The organism is Thermomonospora cellulosilytica (assembly GCF_014138835.1).
GTDB classification, from domain to species: domain Bacteria; phylum Actinomycetota; class Actinomycetes; order Streptosporangiales; family Streptosporangiaceae; genus Thermomonospora; species Thermomonospora amylolytica.
In genome coordinates this window covers 5,312,272-5,324,480 of sequence record NZ_JACJII010000001.1, presented here as the reverse complement: position 1 = coordinate 5,324,480, position 12,209 = coordinate 5,312,272, and the positions used below count along the sequence as shown (strand labels likewise).

9 protein-coding genes are annotated in these 12,209 nt (G+C 73.4%); 3 read left to right on the top strand and 6 right to left on the bottom strand.

What is annotated here, in order from left to right; all coding sequences use genetic code 11:
- Positions 1-72: 72 nt before the first annotated feature.
- The 3 genes from HNR21_RS25180 to tkt are packed head-to-tail and all read right to left on the bottom strand — an operon-like array spanning position 73 to position 4,970.
- Positions 73-1,683, bottom strand: a complete 1,611-nt coding sequence (locus HNR21_RS25180) for a phosphoglucose isomerase-related protein (RefSeq protein ID WP_182708826.1) — start codon at positions 1,681-1,683, stop codon at positions 73-75.
- Between the two features lie 35 nt (positions 1,684-1,718).
- Positions 1,719-2,834: a transaldolase gene (gene tal, locus HNR21_RS25175; RefSeq protein WP_182707155.1), complete on the bottom strand. Its 1,116-nt coding sequence runs from the start codon at positions 2,832-2,834 to the stop codon at positions 1,719-1,721.
- A 30-nt stretch (positions 2,835-2,864) separates the two neighbouring features.
- Complete coding sequence (gene tkt / locus HNR21_RS25170; protein ID WP_182708825.1) at positions 2,865-4,970, bottom strand: transketolase; 2,106 nt, start codon at positions 4,968-4,970, stop codon at positions 2,865-2,867.
- 591 nt (positions 4,971-5,561) lie between these two features.
- On the opposite strand from tkt, the gene HNR21_RS25165 reads away from it, so the two are divergent.
- From HNR21_RS25165 to HNR21_RS25155, 3 genes are all read left to right on the top strand, one after another.
- Complete coding sequence (locus tag HNR21_RS25165; RefSeq protein WP_233359213.1) at positions 5,562-6,482, top strand: heme o synthase; 921 nt, start codon at positions 5,562-5,564, stop codon at positions 6,480-6,482.
- Positions 6,483-6,607: 125 nt separating this feature from the next.
- Positions 6,608-7,804, top strand: coding sequence for a PrsW family intramembrane metalloprotease (locus HNR21_RS25160; protein ID WP_182707154.1), 1,197 nt, complete (start codon positions 6,608-6,610; stop codon positions 7,802-7,804).
- Between the two features lie 42 nt (positions 7,805-7,846).
- A complete protein-coding gene (locus HNR21_RS25155) occupies positions 7,847-8,845 on the top strand; it encodes a COX15/CtaA family protein (protein ID WP_182707153.1) in 999 nt (332 codons plus the stop codon).
- Positions 8,846-9,109: 264 nt separating this feature from the next.
- Here HNR21_RS25155 and HNR21_RS25150 read toward each other — a convergent pair whose 3' ends face one another.
- From HNR21_RS25150 to HNR21_RS25140, 3 genes are all read right to left on the bottom strand, one after another.
- Positions 9,110-10,261 carry an RNA-guided endonuclease InsQ/TnpB family protein gene (locus HNR21_RS25150; protein WP_182707152.1) on the bottom strand — a complete coding sequence of 384 codons (1,152 nt, stop codon included), beginning with the start codon at positions 10,259-10,261 and terminating at the stop codon, positions 9,110-9,112.
- A gap of 241 nt (positions 10,262-10,502) precedes the next feature.
- Complete coding sequence (locus HNR21_RS25145; protein WP_376766602.1) at positions 10,503-11,429, bottom strand: EamA family transporter; 927 nt, start codon at positions 11,427-11,429, stop codon at positions 10,503-10,505.
- A 2-nt stretch (positions 11,430-11,431) separates the two neighbouring features.
- Entirely contained in the window at positions 11,432-12,157 is a 726-nt protein-coding gene (locus HNR21_RS25140) for an ABC transporter permease (protein WP_182708823.1), read from the bottom strand.
- Between the last annotated feature and the right edge of the window lie 52 nt (positions 12,158-12,209).

The following is a 12,209-nucleotide window of genomic DNA, read 5'->3' as shown; positions in this document are numbered from 1 at the left end:
CGCGCAGCGAAAAACGCCCGGATCCGGTGTCGATCCGGGGCATCGGCACCGGATCCGGGCGAACGGTGACGGTCAGGCCAGCGCGGACAGCAGCTGCTCCACCCCGGCGGCGCGGTCCCGCAGGTGCAGCCGGACCGCCGGGCGGCCCCGCGAGCGCAGCGCCCGCAGGTCCCCGAACGCCTGCGCCAGCTGCAGCGAGCGCAGCGTGTACGGCTTGCCCGGCACCGGCACGTCCTGCGCGGACTCCCCGGTGATCTGCAGGAACACTCCGTTGCGCGGACCGCCCTTGTGGTACTGGCCGGTCGAGTGCAGGAACCGGGGCCCCCAGCCGAACGTGACCGCCGCCGGGGTCTTGCGCAGCCGCTCGGTGGCCTGCGCCAGCAGCGGCCGCAGCCGCTCGGCGCCCGCGTCGGCGAACCGGTCCAGGTACGCCATCACCGCCAGGTAGCCGTGCTCGGGGATCGCCGCCACGACCGCCTCCAGCACCCCCGTCAGGTCGGTGGCGCCCCTGAGCAGCTCGGCGGGGGCGTGCACCTCCACCGCGCCGACCACCAGCGCGGGCTCGCCCGCCACCACCGTCGGGGCCTCGCCCTCGGCCGCCCCGCGCAGCAGCGCCGCGGTGTTGTCCTTGGACTCCTGCACGTTGGGCTGGTCGAACGGGTTGATGCCCAGCACCCGCCCGGCGACCGCGGTGGCGTACTCCCACAGCAGGAACTGGGCGCCCAGCGGGCCGGACACGCCCAGCCCGGAGTCCTCCGGCCGGGCTCCCAGCAGCACCCGCCGCACGTCCTCGGCCTCGGCGAACCCGGGCGCGTCGGGACCCTCGACCACCACCGGCAGGATGCCCTTGCCCTCCTTGCCGGTGGACTCGGCGATCAGCTGCTCGGCCCAGTCGCCGAACCCGGTGATCCCCGACCCGTGGTCGGCGATCACCAGCTTGTCGCGCCCGCCGAGCGCCGACGCGCCCAGCGCCGCCCCCAGCGCCAGGCCGGGGTTGTCGTACGGCTGGTGCAGCGCCGGGACCAGCGCCGCCGCCTCGTCCAGCAGCCGGGCCACGTCCACGCCCGCCAGCGCGCTCGGCACCAGCCCGAACGCGGTCAGCGCGCTGTAGCGGCCGCCCACGTCCGGGTCGGCCAGCACCACCGTGTAGCCGGCCTCGCGGGCGGTCTTCTCCAGCGGGGAGCCGGGGTCGGTGACCACCACGAACCGGCGGGCCAGGTCCTCGCCGGTGATCCCGGCGTCGCGGAACGCCTGCTCGAACACCCGCCGGTGGCTGTCGGTCTCGATGGTGCCGCCGCTCTTGCTGGACACCACCACCACGGTGCGCTCCAGCCGGTCCGCGACGACGGAGGCGACCTGCTGCGGGTCGGTGGTGTCGAGCACCGTCAGCTCTGCCCCGGCGGTCCGGGTGATCACCTCCGGGGCCAGCGACGAGCCGCCCATCCCGGCCAGCACCACCCGGTCCAGCCCGTCGGCGCGGACCCGTTCGACGAGGGCGGCCAGCTCGGGCAGCAGCGGCCGGGAGGTCTCCGGCAGGTCCAGCCAGCCCAGCCGCCTGCTCGCCTCCTCGACCGCCTCCGGACCCCACAACTGGGCGTTCTTGGCCATCAGCGAGGCCGGGACCCCGTCGGTGACCAGCCGGTCCAGCACCGCCTCGGCCTCGTCGACCACCGGGCCGCGCATCGTGACCGACACGCCGCCCGCAGTGACGACCGATGTCACCGGGCGCCCCCCTTGTCGGCCAGTTCGCGCTCGACCGTGCCGAGCAGCTCCTTCCAGGACGCCTCGAACTTGTCCACGCCCTCCTCCTCGAGGACCCGTACGACGTCGTCGTAGTCCACGCCGGCCTCCTTGAGGGCGGCCATGTGGGCGCGGGCGTCGTCGTAGGCGCCGCGGACCGAGTCGCCGCGGATCCGCCCGTGGTCGGCCACCGCCTCCAGCGTCGCCTCCGGCATGGTGTTGACCGTGCCGGGCGCCACCAGCTCGTCCACGTACAGGGTGTCGGGCAGGGACGGGTCCTTCACTCCGGTCGACGCCCACAGCGGGCGCTGCGGCCGGGCCCCGGCGTCCTTGAGCGCCTTCCACCGGTCGGAGGCGAACTTCTCCTCGTACAGCGCGTAGGCCAGCCGCGCGTTGGCGACCCCGGCCTTGCCCTTGAGCGCCCCGGCCTCGGGCGAGTCGATCTTGTCCAGCCGCTTGTCGATCTCGGTGTCCACCCGGCTGACGAAGAACGAGGCCACCGAGGCGATCTGGGAGATGTCCCGGCCCGCCGCGCGGGCCTTCTCCAGCCCCTCGAAGTAGGCGTCGATGACCTGGCCGTACCGCTCCAGCGAGAAGATCAGCGTCACGTTCACGCTGATGCCCTCGCTGATCGCCTGGGTGATCGCCGGCAGCCCCTCCAGGGTCGCCGGGATCTTGATGAACAGGTTGGGCCGGTCCACCGTCCACCACAGCGCCCGCGCCTCGGCCACGGTCTTCTCGGCGTCGCGGGCCAGCCGCGGGTCCACCTCGATCGACACCCGGCCGTCGACGTGGTCGCTGCGCTCGTACACCGGCCGCAGCACGTCACAGCCCCACCGGATGTCGTAGGTGGTGATCATCCGGACGGCCTCCTCGACGTCCACGCCGCGCACCGCCAGGTCGCGCAGCTGCCCGTCGTAGGCGTCGCCCTTGCTCAGCGCCTTGGCGAAGATGGTGGGGTTGGAGGTGACCCCGACCACCTGCCGGTCGCGGACCAGTCCCTCCAGGTTGCCGGTCCGCAGCCGGTCCCGGCTGATGTCGTCCAGCCAGATCGCCACGCCCTCGCTCGAGAGCCTCTGCAGTATCTCGCTCACCGGTGTCTCCTTGGTCTGACGGGGGGTGTGTCAGTTCCCGGTCGTCTCGCCGCGGCCCTGGCCCTCCACGCCGGCCTTGATCAGGCTGGCGTGCGCGGCGGCCACCACCCGGTCCGGCGTGAAGCCGAACTGCTGGAACAGCGTCCTGTAGTCCGCGGAGGCGCCGAAGTGCTCCAGGCTGACGATCTCGCCGGCGTCGCCGACGTAGGTCCGCCAGCCCAGCCCCACCCCGGCCTCGACCGCGACCCGGGCGCGCACCGAGTGCGGCAGCACGTGGTAGCGGTACGACTCGTCCTGCGCCTCGAACCACTCCACGCACGGCATCGACACCACCCGGGTCGGGGTGCCCTCGGACTCCAGGATCCGCCGGGCCTCCAGCGCGATCGACACCTCGCTGCCGGTGGCGATCAGGATCACGTTCGGGCGGCCGTTGGAGGCGTCGGCCAGGATGTAGCCGCCCTTGGCGACGCCCTCGGCGGACGCCAGCTCCCCGTCCCGCTCGAGGGTCGGCACCTTCTGGCGGGTCAGCGCCAGCCCGGCGGGCCGGTCGGTGTGCTCCAGGATCGTCCGCCAGGCCACCGCGGTCTCGTTGGCGTCGGCCGGGCGCACCACGTCCAGGCCCGGGATCGCGCGCAGCGACCACAGGTGCTCCACCGGCTGGTGGGTCGGGCCGTCCTCGCCGAGCCCGATCGAGTCGTGCGTCCACACGAACGTCACCGGCAGCTTCATCAGCGCCGCCAGCCGCACCGCCGGCCGCATGTAGTCGCTGAACACCAGGAACGTGCCGCCGTAGGGGCGGGTGCCGCCGTGCAGGGCGATGCCGTTGCAGATCGCGCCCATCGCGTGCTCGCGGACCCCGAAGTGCAGCGTGCGGCCGTACGGGTTGCCCGGGAACGCCTTGGTCTGGAACTCCTCGGGGATGAAGGACGGCTCGCCCTTCATCGTGGTGTTGTTGCTCTCGGCCAGGTCCGCCGACCCGCCCCACAGCTCCGGTAGCACCGGCGCCAGCGCGGTCAGGATCTCCCCGGACGCGGCGCGGGTGGCGACCTCCTTGCCCGCCGGGAACGTCGGCAGCGCGTCGGCCCAGCCCGCCGGCAGCCGCCGCTCGGCGATCCGGTCGTACTCCGCGGCCCGGCCCGGGTGCGCCGACCGCCACGCCTTGTACGCCTTGTTCCACTCGGCGTGCAGCTCACGGCCCCGGTCGATGACCTTGCGGGCGTGCGTCAGCACCTCGCCGGGCACCGCGAAGATCTGCTCGGGGTCCATGCCCATGATCCGCTTGGTGGCGGCGACCTCCTCGGGGCCCAGCGCCGCCCCGTGGATCTTGCCGGTGTTCTGCTTGTTGGGCGCCGGGTAGCCGATGATGGTGCGCAGCGCGATGAACGACGGCCGGTCGGTGACCGCCTTGGCCTCCTCCAGCGCCCGCGCCAGCGCGCCCACGTCCTCGCGGTACTCGCCGTCGGCGGTCCAGTCCACCCGCTGCACGTGCCAGCCGTAGGCCTCGTACCGCTTGAGCACGTCCTCCGACAGCGCGATCGCGGTGTCGTCCTCGATCGAGATGTGGTTGTCGTCGTACAGGACGATCAGGTTGCCCAGCCGCTGGTGCCCGGCCAGCGCGGACGCCTCGTGGCTGATCCCCTCCTCGATGTCGCCGTCGGAGCAGATCACCCAAACGTGGTGGTCGAACGGGCTGGTGCCCGGCTCGGCGTCGGGGTCGAACAGGCCGCGCTCGCGGCGCGCCGCCATCGCCATGCCGACCGCGTTGGCCAGGCCCTGCCCCAGCGGGCCGGTGGTGGTCTCCACGCCCGCGGTGTGCCCGTGCTCGGGGTGGCCGGGGGTGAGGCTGCCCCACTTGCGCAGCCCCTTGAGGTCGCTGATGTCCAGCCCGTACCCCGACAGGTACAGCTGGATGTAGAGGGTGAGGCTGGAGTGCCCCGCCGACAGCACGAACCGGTCCCGGCCCGGCCAGGCCGGGTCGGTCGGGTCGTGCCGCAGGAAGCGCTGGAAGAGCAGGTAGGCGGCGGGGGCCAGGCTCATCGCGGTGCCGGGGTGCCCCGAACCCGCCTCCTCGACCGCGTCCATCGCCAGGGCGCGGATCACGTCCACGGCCCGCCGGTCCAGGTCGGACCACTCCATCGTGCTGCTGTCCGTAGTCACCGGAACGCTCAGCTTCCTCTCTCAGGATCCGCGTCCGCCTCCCGGGAGGCGGACGCCACTTCTAACTCCGCCGTACGGCCCGGACCGCCGTCCGGATCACGCCACCGCTCGCCGCCGTTCCGTTCGCCAGGGCCGGGACCGCCTACGCACCGCGGCTCCGAGCCTATCCAAGAAGCATCCGGGCCGATCGTTCCGCGATGCATCGGGGACGCCCTGTACCGTGGCGTGTCGGCTTGCCCGTCCGACCCTTGCCCCAACCCCTGCGCGCCTAACCACCCGCCGGAGTGAACGCGGGGGTGGGGTCGCCCTCACCCGGCGGGGTGCGTTCCGGCCCTCCGGGCGCCCCTCCCTCCGGTGCCCCGGTGCAAGGACCTCGGGGGTGTCGCACTACAGTGATTGCGCGGTTGACGACAGGCCGCTTCAAGCTTCACAAGCCGAGGTGCGGCCCAGTCGCGGGGGCACCGACGGGGGTCGGAGACCTCCGGGGACGTACATGGACATGGATCAGCTGTGACGGTGCTCATAAACAAGCCCGGGACCGAGATCGCGGGCGCGGCCACGGTCGGCGCGGTGGACGCCGCCGTGCCGGCGCACGCGGCCCGCCGCCCGTTCGGCGCGCTGCTGCGCGCCTACGTGGCGTTGACCAAGCCGCGTGTCATCGAGCTGTTGCTGATCACGACGCTGCCGGCGATGTTCCTGGCGGCCGGGGGACTGCCGCCGCTGGGGACGGTGCTGGCCACGCTGGCGTTCGGCACCATGTCCGCGGGGGCGGCCAACGCGATCAACTGCTACATCGACCGGGACATCGACGCCAAGATGCGGCGCACCCGGCGGCGCCCGCTGGCCCGCGCCCAGGTGACCCCCACCGAGGCGCTGACCTTCGGGATCGTGCTGGCCGCGGCCTCGACCGCCGGGTTCGCGCTGACCGTGAACGCCGCCGCCGCCGCGCTGTCGGCCGGCGCCATCGCCTACTACGTGTTCGTGTACTCGCTGCTGCTCAAGCGGCGCACCTCGCAGAACGTGGTGTGGGGCGGGATCGCCGGGTGCATGCCGGTGCTGATCGGCTGGGCCGCCGTCACCGGCTCGCTCGCCTGGACCCCGTTCGTGCTGTTCATGGTGGTGTTCCTGTGGACGCCGCCGCACACCTGGACACTGGCGATGCGGTACCGCGAGGACTACGCGGTCGCCAAGGTGCCGATGCTGCCGGTGGTGGCCACCGAGCGGCGGGTGGTGCTGGAGAGCCTGGCCTACACCTGGGCGACCGTGCTGTGCTCGCTGGCGCTGTGGCCGGTCGCTCAGATGAGCGTCGTCTACGGGGCGGTCGCGGTGGTCCTCGGCGCGGTGCTGCTGGCCGAGGGGCACCGGCTGCTGCGCGGGGTCCGCGCCGGGCTGGCCGGGGTGAAGCTGCGGCCGATGCGCTTCTTCCACCTGTCCAACGCCTACCTGGCGCTGCTGTTCGCGGCGGTCGCGTTCGACCCGCTGCTGTTCTGACCCTGTAGTTCCGGGGGACGACCCCCAGACCCCGAGTGCGCGGGCCGGACGATCCCCGCTCCGCAGAGCTTTGCCGCGGTCGTCTGACCCGCGGGCGGCGGGCGCCGGTCGACTACGCTCGCTGCATGGTGCGCGTGGATCCCAGGGCGGTGCTGGAGGGCCGGGTCCCCGGACGTCCGCCCGTCGGCCTGATCATCGGCCTGGTCGTCTCGTCGGTGTGCGTGCTGGTCCTGCTCGGCGTGTTCGCCTGGTTCGGCGGGGCCGACTTCGCGGTGGCGCTGCTGCTGGCGATCCTGCCGATCCCGCCGCTGGCCGCGCTGATCCTGGCGTTGGACCGGATGGAGCCCGAACCTCCCCGCACGGTGCTGCTGGCGTTCATGTGGGGCGCCGGGGTGGCGGTGCTGGGCGCGCTGATCCTCAACACGGCCGGGATGATCTACGTCACGGTGCCGGTCTTCGGGGAGACCGAGGGCCACTTCGTCAGCGCCACCCTCGGCGCGCCGCTGGTGGAGGAGACCCTCAAGGGCGCGGTGCTGTTCGGGCTGCTGTGGTTCCACCGCAGCGAGATCGACGGGTTCGCCGACGGGATCCTGTACGCGGCGATGGTCGGGCTCGGGTTCGCGATGATGGAGAACATCACCTACTACATGCGGGCCCTGGAGGAGGGCGGCACCGAGCAGCTCACCGCGGTGTTCGTCCTGCGCGGGATCATCGCGCCGCTCAGCCATCCGCTGTTCACCTCGATGCTCGGCCTGGGCGTCGCCTGGTCGGCCACCCACCGCACCGGCCGGGTCGTCGCGCCGGTGCTGGGGCTGCTGGCCGCGATGACGCTGCACGGCCTGTGGAACGGCTCCACCGTGTTCGGCGCGCTCGGCCTGGTCGTCGTCTACGCGATGGACTTCCTGCTGCTGCTGACGCTGATCGTCGTGGTGGCGGTGGAACGGCGCGACACCGTCCGGCGGATCGCCCGCTACCTGCCCGCCTACCAGCCGACCGGCCTGGTCACCCCGCAGGACGTGCGGATGCTGGAGAGCATGGCCGCCCGCCGGGCCGCCCGCCGCTGGGCCCGCGCCGCCGGCGGCCCGCCCGCGGCGCGGGCCATGAGCGACTACCAGCTGGCCGCCACCGAGCTGGCGCTGCTGCACAAGCGGGCCGAACGGGGGACCGCCGACCCCGCCTGGCTCGTCCAGCGGCGCGACGCGCTGCTGGGGCTGATGGCGGTGACCCGGCAGGCGTTCCTGAGCGCGCCGAGCCTGCGGCCGGTGCCGCAGCCGTGGGCCGGTCCCGGACCGGCCGGACCGGTGCCGCCGCCCGGCGGCTGAGGTGCGGGGGGCCGGTCGGGACCTCGGGGGCGCGGCCATACCATGAGTGCCGTGACCGACCGCATCCGCAACCCCCTGGCCGGACTCCGTGACGCGATCTGGCATCCGACGCCGGGCTCGCTGCGCGCGCTGGCGCTGTTCTCGGTGATCGTCAACGCCGGGATCATCGTCACCGGCGGCGCGGTGCGGCTCACCAAGTCCGGGCTGGGCTGCTCGACCTGGCCCAAGTGCACCCCCGAGAGCATGATCCCGACGCCTTCGCCGGACCACTCGCCGGTGCACATGGCCATCGAGTTCGGCAACCGGACGCTGACGTTCCTGGTGCTGGGCGCGGCGGTGGCGGTGCTGGCCGCGGCGTGGCGCGCACGGCCGCGGCGGCGCGACCTGCTGTGGCTGGCCGCGCTGCAGCCGGTCGGGGTGCTGGCGCAGGCCGCCTGGGGCGGCCTGACCGTGCTCACCGACCTGCACCCGGCGGTGGTGGCCGGGCACTTCATGCTGTCCCCGGTCGTGCTGATCCCGGCGGTGGCCCTGTGGGTGCGGGCCGGGGAGGGCGACGAGCCGGTCCGCCGCCTGGTGGGGGGCCGGCTGCGGGCGCTGTCGCTGGCCCTGGTGGGCGTGACGGCGGCGCTGATGGTGGCGGGCACCATCGTCACCGGCACCGGCCCGCACGCCGGCGACGACCGCGCCGAGCGGTTCTCCTTCGACATCGTGCAGGTCACCCGCGTGCACAGCCTGCTGGCCTGGCTGACCGTGGCGCTCACCGTGGTGCTGCTGGCCGCGCTGTGGCGGACCGGCGCGCCCGGCGCGGTGCGGCGGCGCGCCCTGGAGCTGCTGGCGCTGGAACTGGCCCAGGGCGCGATCGGATACGTGCAGTACTTCCTGGGCGTGCCCGAGGTGCTGGTGGCGCTGCACATGCTCGGTGCGGCGGTGCTGTGGATCGCCGTGCTGCGGGTCTACTTCGCCACCCGCACCCGCGGCCCCCTCGCCGTCCCCGGCGCGGTGCCCGCACAGGCCGAGGGCGCCGTCCCGCAGCCCGCCTGACGTTCTGGGCCGGGGCCGCCCGCCCGGTCAGGCGCGGGCGGACTTGCGGCCCAGGAAGTCCCGCAGCCGTTCCAGCGGCCAGGTGTTGATCACGTCGTCGGGGGTGAGCCAGCCCCGCTGGGCGGTGCCCACGCCGTAGCGGACGTTGCGGAAGTGCCCGATGGCGTGGGCGTCGGAGTCGACGGTTCGTAGGAGCGGATCGTCAGCTTCTCGGCCCTGAATGGTCCGAGCTTGCAGCTCTGACCCGCATCTGGGGGATGCGTGTCAGGCCACGTCGTCGGCAGCGTGACTCACTGCCCGGCCCGTCGCACCGCGTTGGGCGATGTTGCGGGCCGCGTTCACGTCGGCGTGCTCAGCGAAGCCGCACGACGTGCAGCAGAACGTGGTCTGGTCGGGCCGGTTTTTGCGGGAGATGTGGCCGCACGCCGAGCACCCTTGGGAGGTGTGGCGCGGGTCCACGTGCACCACCGGTACCCCGGCGCGCCGGGCCTTGTAGGCGATGAACGCGCCGAGCTGGGCGAACGCCCACGAGTGCAGCGTGACCCGCCGGGGCCTGCGGAGCCGTACCCTCTCGCGGATCCCACCCAGGTCCTCCAGGGCGATCCCACGACAGGTGCGTTGAGCCTCGGTCACGATGCGTTTGGCGATGCGGTGGTTGACGTCGGCCGCGAAGCGCGCTTCGCGGCCGGACAGCTTGCGCAGCAGGCGCCGGGCGGACTTGGTGCCTTTCCTCTGCAGCTTGCGGCGCAGGCGGCGGTTGCGGTGCCGGATCTGGTTGATGTGCTTGCCGGAATGAACGGTGCCGTCGCTGGTGGTGGCGATGTTGGCGATGCCCAGGTCCACGCCGAGGAACCCGTCCGGCTCATAGGCGTCGGGTTCGGGAACCTCGCAGGTGGCGTACAGGTACCACTGCCCACCCCGGTACACCAGGTCGGACTCGCCCCGCCGGTGGGCGGCGAGCATCTTCAACTGCTCCGCCGAGCACACGAACGGAATACCGCCCGCCCGGCCGCGCACCGTCCAGATCGACACGGTCCGCTGGTCGAGTTGCCAGGACAGGCACCGGTCGTCGAACGGCTGGGCGGCGTCCCTGCGGAACCGGATCGGCCTGCTCTCGACCCTGGCGCGGCGCTTCGACCCTTCGGGGCCGTAGTTCCCGGCCTTCAGGTTGGCCTTCAGGGTGGCGTACGCCCCGGCGACCTTCCGGGCCACATGAATCGCGGGCTGGGCCGACAGGCCCATGGCCTTCAGCTCGCCGTACACCAGCCGCTGGAGTGCGGTCCTGCCCGTGATCCGGGTGGCGAACGCCCGCCGGGAGGCGTGGTCGGCGGCCCGGTTGCACAGCTTCAGCGTCTCCCGCAACGCCGCGTCCATGACGGCGTCGGGGAGCAGCTTCACCCGCACCACAAGCTTCACGCCCTGTGACTTTACCGTTTGATTTGCGTGACCGAGAAGAGAACTGGAAGTTGTTGTTCATGAGGGCGGAGCATTGCCCGCGGCCTGCGTGTTCGCCTCGTCAGCAGGCAACCACTGCTGGGCCCTGTCCTGTTGCGGCCTTGAGCACAGCAGGTCGGCCAGCTCCTGGACCAGCTCCGCGGCCTCCTCGTTCGCCCTGGGCATACCGCGAGTCTACGGAGCGCCGCCGGCGCCCTCCGGCTCAGGCCTCGGGGGTCTCCGGGGCGCCCCTCGTGGCGCCGATGCAGGCGACCATGACGCAGCCGACGGCGGCCCACTCGACCGGCGACAGCACCTCCTGCAGCACCACCAGGCCGACCAGCGCCGCCACCGCCGGCTCCAGGCTCATCAGGATCCCGAAGACCCGCGCCGGCATCCGCCGCAGCGCCTCCAGCTCCAGCGAGTAGGGGATCACCGACGACAGCAGGCCCACGCCCAGCCCGAGCAGCAGCAGCTCCGGGCTCAGCAGCGCGGTCCCGCCCGTGGCGGTGCCCAGCGGCAGCATCACCACCGTCGCCGCGACGCTGGCCACCGCCAGGCCCGACGATCCGGCGAACCGCTTGCCGGTGGCCGCGCTGAGCAGGATGTAGCCCGCCCACGCCACCCCCGCCAGCAGCGCGAAGCCCATCCCGACCAGGTCGGCCGGGCCGTCGCCGCGGGCCAGCAGCGCCACCCCGGCGAACGCCAGCACCGCCCACACCAGGTCCAGCGCCCGGCGCGAGGCGGCGATGGCCACCGCCAGCGGCCCCAGGAACTCGATGGTGACCGCCACGCCCAGCGGGATCCGCGCGAACGCCTGGTAGATCGAGGCGTTCATCACCGCCAGCGTCAGCCCGAACGTGACCGCCACGGCCAGGTCCCCGCGGGTGTGGTCGCGCAGCAGGGTCCGCAGCGCCCGGCGGCTGAGGAATCCCAGCACCGCCGCCGAGGTCGCCAGCCGCAGCAGCACCACCGCCGACGGCGGCAGCACCGCGAACAGGTGCTTGGCGATGCCCGCGCCGACCTGCACCGACACCACGCCCAGCAGGACCAGCGCGGGCGGCGGGATCGCTCCCATCGACAGTGCCCGCGCGGACCAGGTCCGCCGGTCCGGGCGCCCGTACGAACCCTGCGCCTCGGCCGGCGCCAACGTCACTCCCACTTGAAGAACAGGGCCGCCAGGACCAGGCCCGCCACCGCCCACACCAGCAGGGTCGCCAGCGCGCCCACCGGCAGCGCCGCGCCCTGCCGCAGCACGTCGCGCAGCCCCTCGGACAGGGCCGCGATCGGCAGCCGTTCCAGCACCGCGGCCACCCCGGCGGGGAAGCGGTCCAGCGGGAACACCACGCCGCCCAGCACCAGCAGCAGCAGGTAGACCAGGTTGGCGGCGGCCAGCGTCGCCTCCGCGCGCAGCGTCCCGGCCATCAGCAGACCGAACCCGCTGAACGCCGCCGTGCCCGCCAGCACCAGCACGACCACCGCCAGCGCGCCGCCGATCCCGCCGTGCGGGCTCCAGCCCAGCGCCAGGGCGACCGCGCAGATCAGCGCCGTCTGCACCAGCTCGACCGCCAGCACCGCGAGCGTCTTGGCGGCGATCAGCCCGCCGCGCGGCAGCGGGGTGGCCCCCAGCCGCTTGAGCGCCCCGTACCGGCGTTCGAACCCGGTGGCGATCGCCTGCCCGGTGAACGCCGTCGACATCACCGCCAGCGCCAGCACGCCCGGCGTCAGGAAGTCCACCCGCGCCCCGGGCCCCAGGTCCAGCAGCGCGGTCGTGGAGAACAGCACCAGCAGCAGCACCGGGATGACCATGGTGAGCAGCAGCTGCTCGCCGTTGCGCAGCATCCCGCGCAGCTCGAACGACGCCTGCGCGGCCACCATCCGGCGCAGCGGCGCGGCGGCCGGGGCGGGCGTCAGGTCCAGCGCCGGCGCC